We start from the raw sequence: 21,268 nt of genomic DNA, 5'->3' as shown, positions 1-21,268 counted from the left end.
TTCAGGCTTTCAGTACGTTCCCGTACAGGCGCTTAATGCCGTCCGCATCCGTCTCGCTATAGACGCCCTGCAGCTCCGGCGAGAAGCCCGGCAGCAGGTTGACGCCCTCTTCCAGCGCCAGGAAGTAGCGCTGCACCGCGCCGCCCCAGATTTCACCCGGTACCACGCAGAGCACGCCCGGTGGATAAGGCAGCGCGCCCTCGGCGGCAATACGCCCTTCCGCTTCGCTGATCCGCACCAGGTCGACATTGCCGCGAATAAACTCCCGGTTGGCATCCTGCGGGTTCATCGCTACCGCAGGCATGCTCTCCTTGCGGAACATCTCTTTTTGCAGATCTTTCACATCAAAGCTGACGTAGAGATCGTGCATCTCCTGGCACAGCTCGCGCAGCGTATAGTCGCGATAGCGCACCGGGTATTTGTTGAAGATGGTCGGCAGGACGTCGGCCAGCGGCGTGTCGTCTTCGATATGCTGCTCGAACTGGCCGAGCATCGCCACCAGCTGCGCCATCTTCTCCGGGTTTTCCGCTGGGGTCAGCAGGAAGAGGATCGAGTTCAGATCGCACTTCTCCGGCACGATGCCGTTTTCACGCAGATAGTGGGCCAGAATAGTCGCCGGGATCCCAAAGTCGGTGTACTCGCCGGTCTGTGCATCAATGCCTGGCGTGGTCAGCAACAGCTTGCAGGGATCGACAAAATACTGATCCTGCGCGTAGCCCTCAAAGCCGTGCCAGCGGGCACCCGGTTCAAAGCTAAAGAAGCGTCGCTCGCGGGCGATCAGGTCGGTGGGATGATCCTGCCACGGGCGTCCGTCGATCTCCGGCGGGATAAAGGGCTGGATCATCTTACAGTTGGCAACGATCGCCTTGCGGGCTTCGATCCCCATCGCCACGCACTCGGCCCACAGCCGACGCCCGCTCTCGCCTTCGTGAATTTTGGCGTTAACGTCCAGCGCGGCAAACAGCGGATAGAACGGGCTGGTCGAGGCATGGAGCATAAAGGCGTTATTCAGGCGCTTATGGGGACAAAAGCGCGCCTGACCGCGAAGGTGGTTATCTTTCTTGTGGATCTGCGACGTCTGCGAGAACCCGGCCTGCTGCTTGTGCACCGACTGGGTAACAAAAATCCCTGGATCGTTAGCGTTAAGATCCAGCAGCAGCGGCGAGCAGTCGGCCATCATCGGGATAAACTGCTCATAGCCAACCCACGCCGAGTCAAAGAGGATGTAGTCGCAGAGCGCGCCGATCTTATCCACCACCTGACGGGCGTTGTAGATAGTACCGTCGTAGGTGCCGAGCTGGATCACCGCCAGGCGGAACGGCCGTGGCAAATCGGCTTTTTCCGGCGCGACTTCGCGGATCAGCTCGCGCAGATAGCGCTCGTCAAAGCAGTGCTCGTCAATGCCGCCAATAAAGCCAAACGGGTTGCGCGAGGCTTCCAGATAAATCGGCGTCGCACCGGCCTGGATCAGCGCCCCGTGATGGTTAGATTTATGGTTATTGCGGTCAAACAGCACCAGATCGTCGCGGGTCAGCAGCGCATTGGTAACGACCTTGTTGGCCGCCGAGGTGCCGTTCAGCACAAAGTAGGTTTTATCCGCGTGGAAGACCCTGGCGGCAAATTTCTGCGCGTGCTTGGCCGAGCCTTCGTGGATCAGCAGATCCCCGAGCTTCACGTCGGCGTTGCACATATCGGCGCGGAACAGGTTCTCGCCGAAGAACTCAAAGAACTGGCGTCCCGCCGGGTGCTTTTTAAAGAACTCGCCGTGCTGGTGGCCCGGGCAGGCAAAGGTGCTGTTATCCATCGCCACATACTGGCTGAGCGTATTGAAAAACGGCGGCAGCAGTTCTTCTTCATAGCGGCAGGCCGCCGTTTCCAGCTCCAGCCACGCCTGGTCTTTGCCGTCGATCACGCTGACCACTCCCGCAGGCAGCTCCACGGCGTCCTGCGACCACAGAAACACCGGCAGATTAAAGCCGGTACGCGTCAGCAGCGCCAGAATGCCGCTGCGGCTGTCGGCCGCCGTAATGACGACTGCCGCGACGTCGGTAAAATCCGTACCGTCCAGCGCAACCACTTCGCGATGGGTGGACAGCGAGGAGACCAGCGCACCGCTGGCGGCAATTTTCATTGATTTCATAAGCACCCGTACCCGTTTCAGGGAGTGTAAAAGGCCCTGGACAAGTTATTGCCCAACCAAATTAAAACCGGGGTCTGAGGGGTTACCCGCTCCGACCGCCAGACATCAGTAAAAGCAGAGCATGTCCGATCTTACTGTTGTCCTGCAGTGAGCGTCCGTTAACCTCACCGCATGATGAGCATAGTCGGCATTGAGAAAGTACGGGAAGGCCTTCGCAGTATCTGGCGAGGACAGGCGGATGATAATCGTGTCATCGGAGCCTCCGTAGCAGGCGGGAGAAAATTCGCGCAATCATGGCAGTTTTCACCGGGTGGCGCAAGGCGCAAAGGACGTCCCTACCCTGTGCAAAAAAAGAAGCACGCATATAATGACATGCGTAATAATAGAGGCAATTTCGCTTTCGCGTTCAGGAGCTTATTTTGGTTACAGGACCTTTTATCAATGCCGGGGCCGTCTTGCTGGGCGGCGTGCTGGGCGCACTGCTTAGCCACCGATTGCCGGAGCGTATCCGCGTCGCCATGACCTCTATCTTCGGCCTCGCGTCTCTCGGCATTGGTATTCTGCTGATCGTCAAATGTGCCAACCTGCCGGTGATGGTGCTGGCGACTCTGCTCGGCACTCTGCTGGGGGAAATCTGCTGCGTGGAGAAAGGGATTAATGGCCTGGTCAGTCGCGCGGGCAAGCTGTTTGGCCGCAGCGAGAGCGACGCCCAGGAGTCCGTTATTCAGAGCTTTGTGGCTATTATTATCCTCTTCTGCGCCAGCGGCACCGGGATCTTCGGCGCGATGCGTGAAGGGATGACCGGCGACTCTTCTATCTTGATCGCCAAAGCCTTTCTCGATTTCTTTACCGCCACCATCTTCGCCGCCAGCCTCGGCATCGGCGTGGCCGCAATCTGTGTGCCAATGCTGGTCATCCAGCTCAGCCTGGCCGCCAGCGCCTCGCTGATAATGCCGCTGACCACGCCCACGATGATGGCCGACTTTACCGCCGTCGGCGGCCTGCTGCTGTTAGCGACCGGTCTGCGAATCTGCGGCATCAAGATGTTTGCCGTCGCCAATATGCTCCCGGCGCTGGTTATCGCCATGCCAATTTCAGCCCTCTGGACCGCATGGTTCGCCTGACGGGCGGCTATTTATGCAAAACGGTGACAGAATGCTCAGTCCGCTGCAAAATCAATAAATTTCGTTGACGCGGTGGGCCGAATCGGGTTTAATGCGGCCCGTTGCCCGGATAGCTCAGTCGGTAGAGCAGGGGATTGAAAATCCCCGTGTCCTTGGTTCGATTCCGAGTCCGGGCACCACTAATTTAAAGAAACCAGCCTAACGGCTGGTTTTTTGCATTTGGGGAGCCGGACTCTCCATCGAACTCCGTTCGATTATTCGCCGCAGGCGGCTCACCCCTTCGGGGCCAACGCGACAAGCGCGTTGTTCAACGCCTGACGGCGTTAGTCCGAGTCCGGGCACCACTTATTCCAGAAAAACCAGCCTTAGGGCTGGTTTTTTGCTTTTCAGGATACGGACTCTCCATCGAACTCCGTTCGATTATTCGCCGCAGGCGGCAATCCTTCCTTACAGAAGTCTCAATCCCTCAGCCGTACGCAGCCAGCGCGGGGCTTTCATCTCCGCCGCGAAAAGGTTGGTTAACTCGTACAGCAACCAGCCCAGCTGTTTCTCTGTTTCAGAGGCCAACCCCTGCCCGGCAAGGGTTTCTGTCAGGGCGAGGCAGTAGCCGCAAAGCTGCGTACATTCAGGTTCGAAACGCGGGTGAGCGGCAGGTACGGCGTCAACGGTCAGGCTTTCAATAAGATGGGTCGGGATGGGGTCGAGCAGCCCTGGCTGTAACAGCGTCAGGCAGGCGTTAAGTCTGCCGCAGAGCGCCATTTTCAGCGTAGGATCGTCGTCTTCAGTGAGCGTTTGCGCGAAGTGTTCGCAGTAGTCGGCCAGGACAGTAAAGTCCATGCTGGCGTTAAAGGGAACGGTAAGCAGCGGGTGTGTCTGGGTGGGGATCGTAGCCATGATGGCAGCCTCCGATAAGTAGTTTTTAAACCACCACCTGAGGTTCCAATCTCTTGGGTGGTGGACTGAACGGGGTTGGAACTACCGGCCTTATCGGGAACCGGCGCACCTTACGGTGCCCCCGTCCAGCCCACCATTGAGGTGTAGCCGAACGTACGACATAAAAAAGACGCGAGCGCGTCATATGCCGCCGATAAGGTTATTTCAGGGTTCCAATCCCGACACCCGATTTTGCAGGTGCGCGGAAAAGATACCGTTACCGGTGGCAGGCGACAAGCGGTTCTGGCTGCGCTGGAAAAGGATGTTACTAAACTGGAACAGTCCCCGCAAAACTATTTAACCCAATGCAAACGTCCGTCAATAAAGGGAGAAGTCCGCCGTACCAGGACTGAAGCATGGAAGAAGGAAAACCGCGAAGGATGGAAGAGGTCGACAGATTGACCGCCTAATATGCTTCATTTTGCAGGGATACTGACAATTGCATTTATTATGTTAATTATTTATCTTGTTGAATCCGATGACAACTTATCGCGCAAGCATCGCCAAACCAGATTAAAACCTGGCTCGCCCGATAACGGATCTTTTATTCAACGCCTGGATATTTTTAATTTAACTTAAAGGACGTAAGATGCTGTTAAATATTGTTCGCTATACTGCACTCCCTGCACTGATGATCTCGACGGCCCTGTTTTCCAGTACCTCTGCAATGGCCGCGGATAATAACCCTTTCTTTGACGCGGCATTATGCAAACCGGCCTACACCACTAAAAATGCCAGCGCGCTTTACGATGAAGCGGAGAAAATGTCTAAATACCAGATGGTCGGTATGATGGCCGTGTATCCAATGACAGAAGCGGTTGAGAAAGACGGATTTAGCGCGAAGTCTTTTGTTCTTGCAGGCACGACGTATGGCGTTCTGATTGAAGGGCAGAAAGCCGATGAGTTAGCAAAAACCTATAATCTGACACCTGAAGCACCCAATCCGATGATTGTAGCAACCAAAAGCTATATCCGTGTCCTTCCCGATGCCGAGCAGCCTTCGCCGGAAATGGGCCGTGTAGCGATTACAGCACGTGAAGCACAAGGGCTCCCGGGACAAACATTATTGAGCTGTGAATTTACCTCGCTATCCGATCTCGAAACGATGAAGGCAATGGCAAAATAATTGACTAACATCGCCATCTGACAGGGTATGGTCGGTCTGGATTAAATAGCCTGAGTTCGGTATTCGACCGGACTCAGGATTTTTAATTTCAGGTTTACATTTGACGGAAACGCTTTCCCGCTATGATGGTTGAAGAAGAGGCGAAAACACTAACATTTTAGAGAGTCTACAATGAAAATTAATAAATTTGCATTAGCATTGCTATTCACACTTTCCACACAACCCATTGCGTGGGCTGATAACATCAGCCGCAGTTTAGATGAATATGGTAAAAACGTATCAGCAACATCGGAAAAAGGGGCAATAAAATATATAAAAGCATATCAAACGACTGAAAAACCATTAAATGCGTATAGAATGGATTTTGACACCTCTGAAAAGAATCTTTTGAGTGTGCCAAATGCTGCACATGATAAAACCGCCAAACTGCAAAACCTGGCAATAACAAAAGCATGGGAAGTTAAATTTTGCCAACCAGACCTGATTAACTTCATGTTAAAAAATAACATTGATATGATAAGCGGCGCTCTCATAAGTAAAGGTGAGATGCAGAGAATGGCTGTTTGTTTTAAAAGCATGCAAATACCTTAATCAGCATTAGATGAAAAAATATTCTTACAGGTGCATAGCATAATGATATTAGTTCGCCTGAATTCGGTTCTTATTATGAGTCCCTCGTGGGAAGCTGTATTATCTGGCAGTAAACAAGCTGGAAGAGGTTCCAGCTTGTTTACTGCCAGAGCCCCTACTCCCGCAAAAACGCCTTCACCTGCCGCGTAAATTCCGCAGGCTGGTCATACATCACAAAGTGAAAGCTGTTATCAACGCGCGTCAGTTTTACGCCCTTAAGCGCGGAGTAGGCCTGGGTATAAAGCGTGTCGCTTTGCGCCGCCGGAATACCATAGAGCGGGTCCCAGGCGTAGAGGACAGTGACCGGGACGCGGATATGCGGCAGCTGCGGGCGTAAGTCGAGGGTCATAATGTCATAGGTGGCGTCGGCAAGGGTCTGCCGGTCGGAGGTCAGGCTGGCGTTGACCAGCTGCTCACGTGCGGCATCTGTTTTAATCAGCCGGGCCATCGCCTGCTGCTGCTGGCGAGCAAAGTCGGCTTCGCTGGCGGTGAGCAGCATCTGGCGGAACTGATTTGCCTGAGGGGTAACCGACGCTTTTGTTGCCTGCGGATTAAACATCAGGCTAAAGAAAGGCAACGCATCGATGACCGCCACGCGACCGGGTAACTCCGGGTGCTGCGCCGCGATAAGCAGGGCCACTTCACCGCCCAGAGAATGGCCGATAATGGCCGGGTGAGAAAGCGCGTTCTGGCGAATATAGTCAGCGATGGCCTGCGCGACAGGGCCAACAAACTCGCCGTTATCCCGGGTGGCGGGAGCCTGCCCGGCGAAGCCGGCGAGCTGCACTTTATGCAGCGTGTAACCGGAGGATAGCTGAGTCGAGAGGCCATCCCAGACGCTGCGCGACGAGGCAAGGCCGGGAATTAGAATCACGTCCGGCCCCGTCCCTTCGGTAACGACGGTGATCAGCGGCGCAGGGGCTTTAGTATCATTTGCCCACGTCGTGGCGGAAAACAGTAGCGTCAGAGCAACGGGGAATACGCTAAAGAGTCTGTGCATGATATATCCCTTTCATCTACGAAAATGATAATCATACGCATTTATAGAAGTACGTCCATCAAAAGCCGTTATTGCGCACAGCCAAAAGATTGCCCCCTCAATAAATCACGTTTGATTGGCACTACGACACAGATAGGTCGGCAATGTCCCTAATACAAAGAGATAATTTCCGTTCTGCTGTTCAGTAATCCGCATATCAATGCTCTTTTCCGGGTAAATGAAAAACTCTGGCTCATATTTCTCCAGCCAGCTATCCGCAACATTGTCATCCGGGAATTTGATATTCCGCACCGCTGTCAGAAAATAAACATGGTCCTTACGCTCTATCCGAAAGGTTATTTTCCGATTGATCGTTTTGTCCGCATCGCTCTGCAGGCGTCCGTTCATACTGAGCGTCCCGCTCTTCCCGTCGAAGGTATAATTCAGCCACAGGGACAGGGTTTCATCGGGATGATGCTGGATCAGGTTTGCCCGACAGGAGAAGGGCTGAACATAATAACGATGCCAGTAGTAATACCCCGCCAGGATGGCAACCGACACCAGGCCAAGGCAGAGAAGGTAAAGCGCCTGACGGTCACGCACCATGCCAGCTTTCCTCGATAAAATAGTCAGAAATGCAGCGGTTAGTTTCCACCATCGGTCTGTCACAGCGGATAACGGACGTGCGCGGCAGCATGGAATACCTTGCGATATAAACCCAGGGATAACTGCCGCAGCTCTCTGTGAACTTTCCCACGTAGGCCAGCGCACTCTCACGTTCGCTCTGGGTCTGAACATCGTTCTCCAGATAAATACGACATCCTGCCGACTGGGCCACAAAACGATAATCATCAATAAAGTGATTGTCCCGCGCATCGCCGTAACGAATGAGGCTTATACCCACCAGCACGAGCAGGATCGCCAGCCACAGCGGACGTGTTGATAAACGTGCGGTACGTGCATCATCAGGTTTCGGGAGCGATTGTGCGTCTACGGCAGGTACGCCTTCAGCGTCCGGCGGAAGCGGCACCTCTTTTATGGCGATCTGCGTCTCGCTGGACAGCGTTAAGCCAATGCGTGGAATGGTGACAATCGGATCGGTATCGAAACCGATTTTTTTCAGGCCCTTCCTGAGGATCGAGATGTTCTGGTAATAGGTATTGGACGACACCAGCATCCCGCGCTGTAGCCAGACCGATTCCAGAAACTCTTGCTGCGTGACAATGCTTCCGGCCCGTTCGATTAACAGCAACAGGCAGCGTCCCGCGGGAGAATTTAATACCACCACGCTATCCGGATGATTGAGATCGCGTAACGTACCGGCCGCAGGGTGAAATTCAACACTCCCGTTGATGATATAATGCTTATGCATGGGTCTGCTAAAATCCCTGGTTAAACCTTGTCACAAATATGTGAGTGAACTGGAGCGGATCCCTCGCCACACTGAAGTTTAATGTTACTGATAAATTAAGCGCTGTATATCTTTGCCTTTAACGAAAATTCTGATTTTTCTCTCGCCTTCCTCTGGGTTAACTGAAGCGTGATAAACAGCCGATGCCCGCATCATCAGTCCTCGCCTGCCTTCGATATTCGCCGTTCTTAACTTTTGTGAAGTGCAATTAAGATGCCTGAGAGCACAGTAAAAGAACTTAACAATGAAGCTTAACCGACTGAATTACTTATACTTCCACGAAAAAACCTGCACATAGAGGCCTTACGCAAACTAACAGCTTAAAACACTGAGTGTATCGGCCTTTACCAGGCATAAAAGCTGAGGGTTTATATAAAGTGAGATTAATTCAGATTACCTCTGCGCCGTCCTGAGTATAGTGAGCGAACAAAATGCAATGCACTCCCCCCTGGGAAAACCGCCGAAACAATAGAGAAGCGTTCCTGTTGTCGGATTAGCGCTTTAAAAACTCAGCGTTCAGAAAACCAGAGTTCAGGAATAAGACAGATTTGCGGGTTTTTAACCTGCGAGGTCTGCCTGTTGCTGAGCAATTATCGTCATAACAAAACATGGAATTAAGAGAATGAAAGCTCGAATTAATAATAAGATGCTCCTGGCGTTAGGTATTGCGGCGCTGCTGCCTGCAGGTTCAGCCCTGGCGGCAGAGATCAGCGGCGGCACGATTAATTTTAACGGCAGCATTGTGACATCGGCCTGTGCCATCAGCGCCAGCAGCGCCAATATCGAAGTTGATATGGGCCAGGTGCGCACCGCTTCGCTTGCCACTGCGGGCAGCGAGTCCAGCACGGCAAAGGCGTTCTCCATCGTACTTGAGGACTGCGAAATTGCAGATACCTCCGGCTCTACCCCGACCAACCCGATTGCCGCGACAACCGTTGCCGTGACCTTCTCCGGCACGCCGGGCAGCGATCCAGACACCCTCGCCGTCGGCTCCAACGGCGGAACGGCGTCTGCACAGAATGTCGCCATTCGTTTCTATGACGAGCAGGGCACCCTGGTGAAACTGAACGAATCCGCCGCCGCCGTTGCGTTACGCAGTGGCAGTAACACCCTGAATTTCAGCGCCAAATACTACTCTGAGCAGGGCGGTGCCACCGCCGGTGATGCCAGCGCCGTTGCCACCTATACCGTTACCTATTCGTAATTATCAGGCCCGGCCAACCCTGGCCGGGCCTGGATCAGCCGTCAGGAAAAGAAAGATGCGCGCAATAACATGGATTTGCCTTGCTGTCTCCCTGTGCTCCCCGGTGGCATACGCGGGTGGCGTGGGACTGGGCGCAACACGACTGATCTACACGGGTGACACCACCCAGTCGATGCTGCAGGTCAGAAACACCCATTCCGACGCCGCGTTCCTGATCCAGTCCTGGATAGAAAATGCGGATGGTAAAGGTTCGAACGATTTTGTGATTACGCCTCCGCTGTATGTTTTAAAACCGTCGAGCGAAAGCGTGGTGAAAGTCATGTTTAACGGTAAATCTCTGCCTCAGGACCGGGAAACGCTGTACTGGATGACGGTAAAAGCTATACCTCAGCAAAAGCTAAATGCATCCGGTAATTCCCTGCAGTTCGCCTCGGCCAACCGCATTAAAGTCTTCTATCGCCCGGAAGGCATCGGGGACGATGTCGGCGAGGCATGGAAAAAAATCACCGGGAAAACTCACGAAGGCAAGGTCACGCTCGCGAATCCGACGCCCTACTACCTCACCACGGTCAACGTCAAAATTGATGGCAAACCCGTTGAGCCGGTCATGATCCCCCCGAAGAGCTCCGTCACGCTATCGGAATCATTCAGCCAGGTCAGCAACCTTAGCTATCAAACCATCAATGACTATGGCGCGTGGACATCCACCACCAGCATCGTGCTGGCCCGGAACTAAAAAGGCCTCGACGCGTGAAAGTAAAAATCGTGTGTGTGCTGGCGATCTGCCATGCCCTGCAACACACCGCTGCCGCTGAGAGCGATTTGCAGTTCAATCCCGCGTTTCTCAACGGGGAAAACGCCAGCGTTGCCGATCTCTCCTGGGTTAATGCGGGAAGCACCCTGCCGCCCGGTGAGTACAACATCAACGTCTATATCAACAGCAACTGGGCGTTCACCGGGAATGTGACGTTCAGCGTGGATGCACAGAAGACAAAAGGTGATACCGCGCCCTGCTTCACCGCCTCACAGATTAGCGCCCTGGGGATCAATGCCACTCAGGCCAAAGGTCAAACGCTGCCGCCAGCCCGGCCATGCCTTTTTTTGAGTGATGCATTTCCCGGCAGCCACTTTGATTTTGAGCAGAACACGCTGACTCTCAATCTCAGCGTACCGCAACACTATATGCACAACCTGCCCCGCGGCTACGTCAACCCGGACAGCTGGGAGTACGGCATTAGCTCCGCCTGGCTGAACTATGTCATCAACGGTTCCAGTAACGAATACCGTGGCGAAACGCGCACGCGTGAACAGCAGCTGTTTGTCAGCCTCAACAGCGGGATAAACCTGGGCGCATGGCGGCTGCGTGATTTCACCACCTGGACCAAAAACACGCATGAACTCACTCACGTGCAAACCTGGCTGCAGCGGGATATTCCCGCGCTGCGTGCCCAGGCGTTAGCCGGAGAGACCTACACCTCCTCGCAGGTTTTTGATTCCGTCGGCTTGCGCGGTATCGCCCTGAGAACCGATGACAATATGCTGCCTGCCAGCCTGAGTGGCTACGCGCCGGAAGTCCGCGGTATCGCACGCAGTAACGCCACCGTGACCGTACGGCAAAACGGCAATGTTATTTATCAGACCAGCGTGGCGGCGGGGGAATTTGTGCTGAAAGATCTCTACCCCACCTCATCGGGCGGCGATCTGTCAGTCACCATTCAGGAAAACGACGGCAGCCAGACCCAGTACACGGTGCCCTTTGCCAGCGTGCCGAACCTGGTGCGTCCCGGGCAGATAAAATACGCGCTCGGGGCCGGTCAATATCGCCCCACCGGCCATCAGGATTCGCCTTCATTCGCGCAGGGCGAGCTGTTTTTCGGCTGGAAGTACGGCCTCACTTTTTATGGCGGGGCACAGTTTTCATCCCGCTACAGCGGGCTGGCCCTTGGCGTGGGGCAAAATCTGGGACGCTTTGGCGCGTATTCCCTCGATGTGACCCACGCGCGCAGTCGGCTGGCAGATGATAAGTCGTATACCGGCGATTCGGTACGCCTGCGCTACAGCAAGCTGCTGAATGATATTGGTACACGCTTTAATTTCTTCTCATTGCGCTATTCCACACAGGGGTTCTACACCCTCAGCGACACGACCTATAAAGGCATGTCGGGCGGCACGGCTCAACACGTCATCGGGGACGATGGCACGCTGACGACCACCTACGAAAACGTCTATAACCTGCATATGGCGCGCAAAGCAAAGAACCAGCTGCTGCTGTCCCAGCCGATGGGCGAATATGGCTCATTGTCACTTTCATGGAATCAGCAAACCTACTGGAACACGCCCCAAAAAACCCAGAGCCTGCAGTTCGCGTGGAACACCACTTTTCGCAACGTCTCTCTTAGCCTGAGCCTCCAGCGCAGCAACAATCTGTACGATGACCGGAAAGATAATCTTCTGGCGATGTCGATTTCGGTACCGTTTGGCAGGCCAGCGCTTGCCACGCGCACGCGCTTTACCACCACCCACTCTGACAGAACGGGAACCACCCACAGCGCAGGCGTGAGCGGCTACATGCCCGGCGAGGAGAATCTGTTTTACGGCGTCAACCAGCGCTACAGCGCGCGGCAACACTACGGTGGCGATGCCGTACTGCAGTACGGCGGCCCGTGGGGCAATTACCACCTTAGCTACGGCTATGCGGAAGATTCCCGCAACGTTAGCTACGGCATGAGCGGTGGCGCGGTGCTGCATGAAGACGGTCTGACGCTGAGCCCCCCGCTGGGGAATACCAATATTCTGGTCAAAGCCCCGGGCGCCAGTAACGTGGCGGTCCTTAACCATAAAGGTATTAAAACCGACGGTCGCGGCTACGCGGTGATCCCCTATGCCACGCCCTATCGCGTCAACCAGGTCGCGCTGGATGTCACTACCGCCGGAAATGATGTGGAACTGGATAACACCACCGTCAACAAAACGCCGACCGACGGCGCCCTGGTGCGCGCCACCCTCAGCGCGCGTCAGGGGGCGAAAGCGATGTTCATCGTGCGCCGTCGCACGGACGTGCTGCCCTTCGGCACTCTGGTCTCGCTTTCCGATGACCAGGCCAGCAGCATTGTGGGCGATGGCGGCAGTCTTTACGTCTCCGGGCTTCCTCTTCAGGGCCAGCTTATGGCGACGTGGGGAAGCGGCAGCGAGAAAAACTGTACCATCCGCTATCAGCTGGATACGGCCAGCTTTAACCCCCGTACGGGCCTTTATTCACAGGAGGTCCTGTGCCAGTAATGATACGCGTGGCCCTGCTTTTCGCCGCTCTCAGCCTGCCAGCATGGAGTTACGACGTGCTGGTTTCCGTCACCGGCAGGCTGACGGGCAGCACCTGCGTGCTTTCGACCGATTCAGAACAGCAAACGGTTCAGCTCGGGGCCATCGGCACAAAGCAATTCAGCGGCGAAACGTCAGTAAGCAACATCACAACGCCTTTCACGCTCAAGCTTGAAGACTGCGGAACCGAGTTCGCCGGTGTGAAAATCCGCTTTCGCGGCTCGGCTGACGGTAAGCAGAGACTTAAGATAGCGAGCGGCGGCGCAACCGGCGTGGCGGTAAATATTCTCGATAAAAACGGCGCGATGATCCCCGTGGACACCATGACCACGGCCTACGGCACGGCAGGAGAGGAGAGCGTCGAAATGACCTTCTATGCACAGCTGGTCGCCAACGGCGACCCCGTCACCCCGGGTAGCGTATCGGCGGTGGCGATATGGACGATGGAGTATCAATAATGCGCTTGTTCCTGTTTATCGCCGGGTTACTTCTCTCCACCCACGCGACCGCCGTGGACTGGGTATCCAATATTACGATCTCCCCGCAGCCGCTGACCTACAGCGGCCCGGCGGACTCGGTTACACCGGGGACCATTATCGGTTCCACCTGGAGCGCCACGGCCAGCGTTAACCGGGTGTTCTGGTGCGGTCTAATCATGGCCGCCTGCCGGAAGGGAACGCTGCAGCCGGGCAGCGACGCCAGGCCCAGCGGCATGACGGTAACCGTGGACGGCGTGAACTATACCGTTTTTGAAACCAACGTCCCCGGCGTGGGCTATATTATCGGCCTGAAAGATTATAACGGCTCAACCTATATGCCGCTGCAAACCGGCATTACGCAAAGTTATCCTGCGGAGGGTACCAGCGGGTACGCGACGGATTTAGGCTGGTCGGCCAAGGTGACGTTTATAAAGACCGGTACCGCGCTGAAATCGGGCATGTATAACACGGGAACACTTAACGCAGTACTCCTGACGGTCGAAAACGACTACGGCAGCAATACTGCCGAGGTCATTATTGACTCCACCATGATTACGGTCACCGCCAGCGGCTGTACGGTGGGAAGCCAGAGCGCCAGCGTCGATCTGGGCAGCCTCGATATTCACACATTACCCTCTGTGGGGAGCACGTCGCCGTCGGGCACCTTCAATATCAGCCTGACCTGCGATGCGCAGGTGGCCGTTAATGCGGTGATGACCGACCAGACGACGCCGTCAAATACCACCTCCACGGTGACCTTAACGGGAGATTCCACCGCTTCCGGCGTCGGCGTGCAGTTCTTTTACAACGGCACCGGCCCGCTGATGATGGGACCGGACAGCTCCGCCGACGGCACCCTCAATCAATTTTTTATCCAGACCACGACCTCGGCGCAGACGCTGTCGCTCCCGTTCCAGGCGCGTTATATCCGTACCGACAGGATCGGCGCAGGAACCGCCAACGCCCTGGCGAGCATTACATTTTCCTATCAGTAAGGGGGCAATAGCCCCGTCTGAGGGACAGGGCTATCTGTTTGCTGTTGCAGCCGACCGCTATGGGCGAGGTGGGTAATAACCGTTTACCGCGATACAGGCCCTCAACGCCACCTGCGGTGGAATAATAGCAAACGGCTGCGAGCCGCCGGCGGCGGCAATCGTCACCGTACCACCGCTAATGCCCCCCACGCCGCCACCGCTTACGCCCGCCAGGTCAACCTGCGTATCAGTTGCTCCGGCTGCGGGTCCATAAATTTTGGCTGCGGGTCCGGTCGCCGTTGAAAGCTGGTTGTTGGCGGCACTGGGCGTCGCGGAAACCCCGTCTTTGGCGACGGCTTTAACGACGGTGGGCGTTCCAGGAGTGGTACCGGCGGGCGTAAAGGCTGCGGCGTGGCTATGGTTCGGCATCTGAGCCAGCGTCAGGGCATTCGTTTCCGTTCCGCGTTTTTCACCCGGCGTGACCGTTTGGGTCAGGCCTGTTCCCAGCCCTAGCCCAACGGGGCTTCTGCCCCGCAGATCCGGTATGCCAAACGTCGTTCGCGAATCGCCGCCGTAAACGCCACCGACAACGCTGAATAACGCCTGATATTGACTGACGGGCAATATCTGTCCCTGAGCCTCCAGATAATCGTTCGGACAATAGCTTGCGGCGGTAAAACAAACCGAGCCGATATAGGCCTCGCTGGAACAGGTCGCCTGCGCCACCTGGGAAACAGAGAACAGAGAAAGCCCTGTTGCTGCCATGCAGAGATATGTCTTCAGACTACGTTTCATATGAATCTTCCTTATCCCACTGATAAATGCGACAGGGTTTCCCCTGTCACCTGTAAATCCGATATGAATAAAAGAGTCGTGACGCAATACTGGTGACGTTAAGCATCGATAAATAAGTCTGATGATTAAGGTATAGATTCAACCCCCGGTTCGTCAACAGACGTCGAAACAAATAAAATTAACTGAAAAAACAAAGAGATTAAAAACAAGATACAGGATATATAAAGTAATCCCGCAGCCTTATTTAATAATGACTAAAGGCAATTTAAATATAAAAATGCCATCCATAACGGTTATTTCAGGCATGATAGCGGGCCTGGCTGACGCTAAAAACCACTCTCCCTGACCCCGAGCGCGGCAATTCGGCGCCAGACTCCCGTAAACAGCGATTCCGCCTCCCCGTCTATCGTTACCACGCCACGCAGCGGCTGTGCGGGCAGCGTTAAGTCGGCAGCAACATCCAGGCTGACGCCGTACCAGCCCTGAACCGGACGCAGCTGTTTTTGCTCGTCTCGTCTGACCGCGATGGGCCCGCCGTATTCAGAGGCCAGCAGGGTATGTTCGATAAAGGTAATGCCCGTCGGATCAATCTCTTTCAGTTTCACCGGCACCGCAGCACGTGCCGGATCGTCGGCAATAAACTGGCCCGATGCTCCGGCTGAGAGGCGATTGAGCTGGTCCTCACGCAGATAGCCGCGCAGGCGACCGCCGTCCTGACTGACCACGCGCAGCAGAGGCAGGTCAGCATCCAGCCAGCGCCCCGGCGTTAAATCGACGGCCATATCCCTGACCACGCCCGACTGCACCGCCCGGATCTGCAGCCGCTCCTGCTGAGCTTTCAGGCCGCGATACTGTGCCAGCGCCGCGGCCAGCTCCTGCTCCAGAATCAGGGCATCGCCGGCCGTATCGCGGTTCGCCGCCTGACGCCGCATTTGTAACTGCAGGATCCCGGTACGCTGGCGAATAATCGCCAGCCGGAAATCGAGATCGGCAGACGTCAGGGTCAGCAGCACCTCGCCCGCCTCAACCCGCTGCCCATCCTTCACCTGGACCTGCCTGACCTGTGCCGCAACGGGCGCATAGAGCGTACTGACGCGAGATGCTTCCAGGACCGCCGGTATTTCGACCTGGCTGCGCCAGGGGAAAAACAGCACCAGCAGCAGCAAGATTAAGCCCAGCCCGGTACGCCAGACGGCACGCGGCTGCGAACGCCCGCGCTGCTGCCACCACTTTGTGCACTCCTGAACAATCGGCAGCACGATAAACCAGCCCACCTCGACCATCATCAGGAAGAGACCCAGGACTTTGAAAAAGAGGTGATAGACCGCCAGGGCAATCCCGAAGAACAGGAAGAAGCGCCACAGCCAGGAGGCATATCCCCACAGCAGCAGCCTTTTGGTCATGGGAGGAGACCAGCGCTCAGGTGGCGCCTCACCATAACCGAATAATTTTTCCCGCAGATGCCAGCGGCACAGAGCCCAGGCGCGTCCCTGCAGGTTATCGATACGCCAGGCGTCGCTCAGCATAAAGTAGCCATCAAAGCGCATCAGCGGGTTAACGTTGACGATCACGGTCGTTATCCAGGTGGCGCTGGAAAGCAGAAACGCCGCCGAATGCAGCGGCCCTTCCGGCAACAGCGACCAGGCCAGCAGCGCCAGCGTCGCCAGCAGCATTTCTGCCAGTATTCCCCCCGCGCCGATTAACACGCGCGCGCGGTGATCGCTCACCCGCCAGGCATCGCTGACGTCGGTATAGAGCATCGGGAACATGACGATAAACGCCACGCCCATACTCTGCACCCGGCAGCCGGCCTTCTTCGCCATATACGCGTGGCCCAGCTCGTGAATAAATTTGGCAAAGATCAGGGCGCAGCCAAATGCCAGCATCCCCTCAATGCTGAAGAGATGCGGAAATGAGCTGCGATAACGCGGCCAGTCGCGACTGACCAGAAAGACCCCCGCCAGGAGGAGCAGAGGGAAAACCACCCGCAGCAGCGTGATGCCATGGCGCGCCAGCCAGGGCCAGGTTCGGTTCAGAAAAGGATCGGGGCGCCACAGCGGAATGCGAAAAAACAGGTACTGATGCAATACGCGTTTGAACACGCTTTGACGGCGGCCTGTCGCTTTAACGGCATAGCTCGCCCGCTGCTCTCTGTCACTGCCGGCGATCAAATCGTGGGCGCGCAGAAAACGCAGAAACTGCTCCAGGTCATCATTCCCGAGAGGGATGCCCGGCTCTCTGTTGGCCGCCGCCATCACCCGCTCCGGTTCGCCCAGCGCCCAGTGTCGCAGCAGGCGGATGGCCGTGCTGTTCAGTTTAAAGTAGCGGCCGGAAAGGGTATCCGCCAGCGTCCACTGGGGGGAACCGTCCCGCGCAGCCGCAGCCGGAGAGAGGTGTAAGTCGTCACGCAGCGGAGGTAACACGGCCATCAGAAACCGACCGTTTTGCGCAGTGCCGCGACGGGACGGCGGAACAGGTAGACGACCAGCGGGACATATTCACCGTAGATCTTCGCCGTGCCGCGCAGGCCGATACGCGGCGCGTCGGCAAGAAAACGCGCATCGAGCCGGTAGGCCAGCGTGCCGCGATCGGTTAATGCCGCTTCATAGGCGATGCGCTGTAGCGTGGCGTCATGGCGTTTTAGCGGATCGCTGTCAAGAAAGAGCGCCACCGCAGCCTCCGGGGGAAACTGGATCGCATCGCCAACATCCAGCTCAATTTTCAACTCCGCCTGTCGCGGGTCGGCCAGCTCCATCAGGCGTTCACCGGTTCTGACCGGTTTGCCGCGCAGCCTGTCGCCATCGGCAAACACCGCGATACCCTCGCGTTCCGCACGGACCTCACTGCGCGACAGCAGATCGCTGGCATACAGCAGTTCGGCCCGTTTTTGCTCTACCTGCGCCGAGAGCAGATCCAGTTTTGATTTAGAATCCGCATCCTGAAATGCCCGCTGCGACCCGGAACGTAATTCGGCTTCCGCCACCGCCAGCGCCCGTTCCGCCACGTCGGCCTGCGCTTTGAGCGTGGTGTTGTCGAACCGGACCAGCAGCGCGTCTTTCTTCACGACCTGATTCGGCTTGACCGCGACGTCCGCAATTGCGCCATCCAGCGGGGCCGTGACAATACGTCCGTCACGCGGCACCACTTCCGCCGGGGCCAGGACAGACTGACGAACGGGGATCAGCATCACCCCCAGCAATACGCCAGCGGCAATAAGCACTTTCACTTTCGGGATCCCCGGTCGCCATGCTTTACGCGGCTCCAGGGCCAGCCAGGCGTGGGACCAGGCATCGGCCAGCTGTTCCAGCAGTCGACGATCCGTCTCCTGCCAGGGCAGATCCCGCGCGCACCATAATCCACCAATCAGCCGCGCCTGCCGATCCTTCAACGGCACCCAGAGCGCTTCCTGCGCCGAGAGCGTTTGCCAGTCGTGGCGGGTTTGAGCATCAAGCCAGTCGGCATGAACCGTGGTGACCTGCCCGGCGGCCTCTTGCAGGACCAGCTGTTTGCCCGCACGTTCAATAAAGGCGACAAAGGGGGCATGCGGATCGGGAACGGAAACGCCGGTCACGGCGCGTACGCGCCCGTTGATCACCAGCGCAACGTGCCGGAAACCGAACAATCCCTGGCTATCATTGACCATCGAGTAAGCCAGCGTTTCGCTGGTGCTGGCGCTGCGGGCCAGATGCTCCAGATGAATGACTTCGGCGAAAATGCGCTCCGCCGGGGAGACGTGCGATTCGCTCACGGCTGCTCCGTAAAGCGTGCCCCGCCGCTCATACCCGCGAGCAGGCTGTTATCGGGGTTAATCACCCGCCCGATCAGCGTCAGAGTCTGGCTGCTTTCATCAATACGCGCCCCGATACGCAGGACTTCAGCCTGCAACGGCACGCCGGTTTCATCGGGAACAAAGGTAAAGGTCTGTTTCGGTTTGAGTGAGGAGAGCCAGCGGGATGGGACCAGAATGTTGATCTCCAGGTTGCGGTTATCCACGATCTCCAGCAGCGGCATGCCCTGGCCGATATACTCTGAGACCTGCACTTTACGCGATACGACCTGGCCGGAGAACGGAGCAACCACCCGGCAACGGCCGGTCTGGATCTGATAAACCTGGCTCTCTGCCGCCGCCTGCGCCAGCCGCGCTTCCGCCAGTGCAACCGCATTGCGGCCAACGGACTTCAGCTCTGCCAGCTGTCGGTTCTGGCTCAGTTCCTGCTGCGCGGCCCGCATTGCCGCCTGCGAGGCAGCAAGCTGTGCCTGATAGGCTGAACAGTCAAAACGTACCAGCAGATCCCCTTTCTTGAACGATTCACCGTCGCGGAACGGCATCTCAAGCACTTTCGCATTCAGCTCGCCGGACAGCGTGGCCTGATCGACCGCGCGTAATACGCCTCTGGCCTCTCTCGCCGCAGTGCCTGCCGCGACGGGCGTGGCCGGAGCGAGCTGTAGCTCCTCCTCTATTTTTTCCGCCATCGCTGGCGAAAGGAAGGCCATAAGCATCAGAGAGAGTACGGTTTTCTTCAGCAAAGCATTAAGCGTCATGGTGGTGCACAGCAGGTTTGTCTTCTTCAACGTCGTTATCCAGTACACAGTGGATGATGCGGCGGCCCGAAGCGGAAGCCACGGGCCGCGCCACCGTTATTACAGCGAAAGGTTACCGGTCGCCCAGCGCTTCTCGGTTTCATCGAGCGCCTTCCCGACTGACGGGAGATCCGTTAATTTTTGCGTATTCGGCAGAGGATCCAGCCCGGCGGTAACAAAGATCTGACCGTAGGCATTCCGCAATTCCGCATAGGCCAGATCGTTGCGTAATGAGGTATTCACCGCGTTCAGTTCGCCCTGGATCAGCTGCAGTTCACCGATGTTACCCGCCTGATGGCGGTTATTCAGCTGTTCAAGAATATCCACATCCAGTTTCTGCAGCTCTTTCCCCGTGCGGTACTGACGCTGGGCCTCGTTAAAGTTAGCCCGGGCCACATACAGCTGCGCCAGCACTGCCATCGACATCGCCTGACGACGCATTTCAGAGACGGCTTCCCCTGCTTTCGCCACATCGATAGCCGCCGGACCGGAGAAGAGGTTAAACAGGTTCCAGGTCACTTTGACCCCGGCATCCATCCAGTGCTGATTCACCAGGAAGGAGTTGCTGTCATAGTTGCCCCCGACCGACATTTCGATCCCCGGGAGCATGCGCAGCAGCGATTTACGCGTTTCTGCCGCGCTGATACGCACCTGATAATCCTGCTCGCGCAGTTCAGGACGGTTCACCAGTGCGGCCTTTTCCAGCTCGCTAAAGGGCACTTTCAGCTCCGGCTCGACGAGAGCGTTATCCTGCGGCAGAACCAGCTGGTAATCGCTCCCCAGCGGGAGATTCATCAGCGTGGCCAGCTCGGTTTTCGCCAGCGAGAGCGCACGACGCTGCTCTTCCAGCTGACGGGTCGCGTCCAGCAGCGCACGCTGGTAGCTGTAGGCTTCAACAATATCACCCACTTTTTGCGCCGCCATGGTCTGGCTGTTCTCACGCGCCATATTAACGCGTTCAATTAAGGCATCGATACGATGCAGCAGGCGTTCAGCCGCCACCGCACGCCAGTATGCCGACTGCACATCCTGCACGATGGTATGCGTCACTTTGCGGCGACGCTCTTCGGCGATCCAGCGTTTATCCGCCTGCTGGCGAGCCGTCACGTAGCTGACGCCAAAGTCGAGGATATTCCACACCATATTCAGGTCGGCGACGCGGCGGGTCTGATCCTGAGAAGTGGAAGGCTCCAGTGACGTCACGCCCCTTTCGACGCTGCGGCTGCTGGATGCGCTGACGTTGCTGCGTGTCACATAGCCCGCATTGGCCGCCATTTTTGGCAGCATATCAAAGCTGGCCAGATCCACCTGCTGCTGTGCCAGCGCCTCTTCCATCACTTTCAAACGCGCTTCGAGGTTATATTTCAGCGCCCGGGCCATCGCATCATGTAGCGTAATGGGCGCCGTCACCGGCTCCTGATTGCTGAACATCGTGCGCAGATCGGTATCCGCACGTTGGCTGCTTTCGGTTTTATTAATCGGCTGAGTTGAAACCGCACATCCACTGACGATAAGCGCCAGCAGCGTGACGCTGAACATTTTCGCGCATCTTTGCATCATCAATTCCTTACCCT

General features: G+C 56.5%; 18 protein-coding genes and 1 tRNA gene. 9 read left to right on the top strand and 10 right to left on the bottom strand.

The features are described from left to right. Position 1 precedes the first annotated feature (1 nt). Positions 2-2,140 (bottom strand): ornithine decarboxylase, encoded by a 2,139-nt coding sequence (locus EDF81_RS17650; RefSeq protein ID WP_123349453.1) that lies wholly within the window; start codon positions 2,138-2,140, stop codon positions 2-4. Between the two features lie 419 nt (positions 2,141-2,559). On the opposite strand from EDF81_RS17650, the gene EDF81_RS17645 reads away from it, so the two are divergent. Next, on the top strand, positions 2,560-3,264 hold the full coding sequence (locus tag EDF81_RS17645) for a DUF554 domain-containing protein (RefSeq protein ID WP_123349452.1): 705 nt from the start codon (positions 2,560-2,562) through the stop codon (positions 3,262-3,264). Positions 3,265-3,367: 103 nt separating this feature from the next. Continuing rightward, positions 3,368-3,443 (top strand) — tRNA-Phe (locus EDF81_RS17640). A 268-nt stretch (positions 3,444-3,711) separates the two neighbouring features. On the opposite strand, the gene EDF81_RS17630 is transcribed toward EDF81_RS17640, so the two are convergent. After that, a complete protein-coding gene (locus tag EDF81_RS17630; protein ID WP_123349451.1) occupies positions 3,712-4,158 on the bottom strand; it encodes a hypothetical protein in 447 nt (148 codons plus the stop codon). Between the two features lie 628 nt (positions 4,159-4,786). Here EDF81_RS17630 and EDF81_RS17625 point away from each other — a divergent pair. Beyond that, entirely contained in the window at positions 4,787-5,323 is a 537-nt protein-coding gene (locus EDF81_RS17625) for a hypothetical protein (protein WP_123349450.1), read from the top strand. 171 nt (positions 5,324-5,494) lie between these two features. After that, positions 5,495-5,914: a hypothetical protein gene (locus tag EDF81_RS17620; protein ID WP_123349449.1), complete on the top strand. Its 420-nt coding sequence runs from the start codon at positions 5,495-5,497 to the stop codon at positions 5,912-5,914. Between the two features lie 154 nt (positions 5,915-6,068). Here the strand turns inward: EDF81_RS17620 and EDF81_RS17615 are convergent, their stop codons facing one another. The 3 genes from EDF81_RS17615 to EDF81_RS17605 all read right to left on the bottom strand — a co-directional run bounded on the left by EDF81_RS17615 (position 6,069) and on the right by EDF81_RS17605 (position 8,304). Then, positions 6,069-6,953 carry an alpha/beta fold hydrolase gene (locus EDF81_RS17615; RefSeq protein WP_123349448.1) on the bottom strand — a complete coding sequence of 295 codons (885 nt, stop codon included), beginning with the start codon at positions 6,951-6,953 and terminating at the stop codon, positions 6,069-6,071. A gap of 105 nt (positions 6,954-7,058) precedes the next feature. Continuing rightward, positions 7,059-7,538: a hypothetical protein gene (locus EDF81_RS17610; RefSeq protein WP_123349447.1), complete on the bottom strand. Its 480-nt coding sequence runs from the start codon at positions 7,536-7,538 to the stop codon at positions 7,059-7,061. After that, complete coding sequence (locus EDF81_RS17605; protein WP_123349446.1) at positions 7,528-8,304, bottom strand: winged helix-turn-helix domain-containing protein; 777 nt, start codon at positions 8,302-8,304, stop codon at positions 7,528-7,530. Before EDF81_RS17605 ends, EDF81_RS17610 begins: the two co-directional genes overlap by 11 nt. A gap of 661 nt (positions 8,305-8,965) precedes the next feature. Here EDF81_RS17605 and EDF81_RS17600 point away from each other — a divergent pair. Genes EDF81_RS17600 through EDF81_RS17580 form a run of 5 tightly spaced genes read left to right on the top strand, consistent with a single transcriptional unit; the run spans position 8,966 to position 14,339 of the window. Beyond that, the gene (locus tag EDF81_RS17600) at positions 8,966-9,547 is read left to right on the top strand and encodes a fimbrial protein (protein ID WP_123349445.1); all 582 of its coding nucleotides are present in this window, start codon (positions 8,966-8,968) and stop codon (positions 9,545-9,547) included. Positions 9,548-9,602: 55 nt separating this feature from the next. After that, positions 9,603-10,283, top strand: a complete 681-nt coding sequence (locus EDF81_RS17595; RefSeq protein ID WP_123349444.1) for a molecular chaperone — start codon at positions 9,603-9,605, stop codon at positions 10,281-10,283. Positions 10,284-10,297: 14 nt separating this feature from the next. Further along, complete coding sequence (locus EDF81_RS17590) at positions 10,298-12,826, top strand: fimbria/pilus outer membrane usher protein (protein WP_123349443.1); 2,529 nt, start codon at positions 10,298-10,300, stop codon at positions 12,824-12,826. Beyond that, the gene (locus EDF81_RS17585) at positions 12,826-13,323 is read left to right on the top strand and encodes a fimbrial protein (protein WP_123349442.1); all 498 of its coding nucleotides are present in this window, start codon (positions 12,826-12,828) and stop codon (positions 13,321-13,323) included. Before EDF81_RS17590 ends, EDF81_RS17585 begins: the two co-directional genes overlap by 1 nt. Next, complete coding sequence (locus EDF81_RS17580) at positions 13,323-14,339, top strand: fimbrial protein (RefSeq protein WP_123349441.1); 1,017 nt, start codon at positions 13,323-13,325, stop codon at positions 14,337-14,339. Before EDF81_RS17585 ends, EDF81_RS17580 begins: the two co-directional genes overlap by 1 nt. 57 nt (positions 14,340-14,396) lie before the next feature. On the opposite strand, the gene EDF81_RS17575 is transcribed toward EDF81_RS17580, so the two are convergent. The 5 genes from EDF81_RS17575 to EDF81_RS17555 all read right to left on the bottom strand — a co-directional run bounded on the left by EDF81_RS17575 (position 14,397) and on the right by EDF81_RS17555 (position 21,251). Beyond that, on the bottom strand, positions 14,397-15,113 hold the full coding sequence (locus tag EDF81_RS17575) for a phage tail protein (protein ID WP_221180828.1): 717 nt from the start codon (positions 15,111-15,113) through the stop codon (positions 14,397-14,399). Between the two features lie 326 nt (positions 15,114-15,439). After that, positions 15,440-17,542: an HlyD family efflux transporter periplasmic adaptor subunit gene (locus EDF81_RS17570; RefSeq protein ID WP_184999538.1), complete on the bottom strand. Its 2,103-nt coding sequence runs from the start codon at positions 17,540-17,542 to the stop codon at positions 15,440-15,442. Then, a complete protein-coding gene (locus EDF81_RS17565; RefSeq protein ID WP_123349440.1) occupies positions 17,542-18,861 on the bottom strand; it encodes an efflux RND transporter periplasmic adaptor subunit in 1,320 nt (439 codons plus the stop codon). Before EDF81_RS17565 ends, EDF81_RS17570 begins: the two co-directional genes overlap by 1 nt. Continuing rightward, complete coding sequence (locus EDF81_RS17560) at positions 18,858-19,655, bottom strand: efflux RND transporter periplasmic adaptor subunit (RefSeq protein ID WP_123349552.1); 798 nt, start codon at positions 19,653-19,655, stop codon at positions 18,858-18,860. The genes EDF81_RS17565 and EDF81_RS17560 overlap by 4 nt, the downstream gene beginning before the upstream one ends. Positions 19,656-19,754: 99 nt before the next feature. Further along, positions 19,755-21,251 (bottom strand): TolC family protein, encoded by a 1,497-nt coding sequence (locus EDF81_RS17555; RefSeq protein ID WP_123349439.1) that lies wholly within the window; start codon positions 21,249-21,251, stop codon positions 19,755-19,757. Positions 21,252-21,268 lie beyond the last annotated feature (17 nt).

Origin of the sequence: Enterobacter sp. BIGb0383, assembly GCF_003751845.1 — a bacterium.
In the GTDB taxonomy this organism is placed as follows: domain Bacteria; phylum Pseudomonadota; class Gammaproteobacteria; order Enterobacterales; family Enterobacteriaceae; genus BIGb0383.
This window is presented reverse-complemented; position numbering and strand designations above follow the sequence as displayed.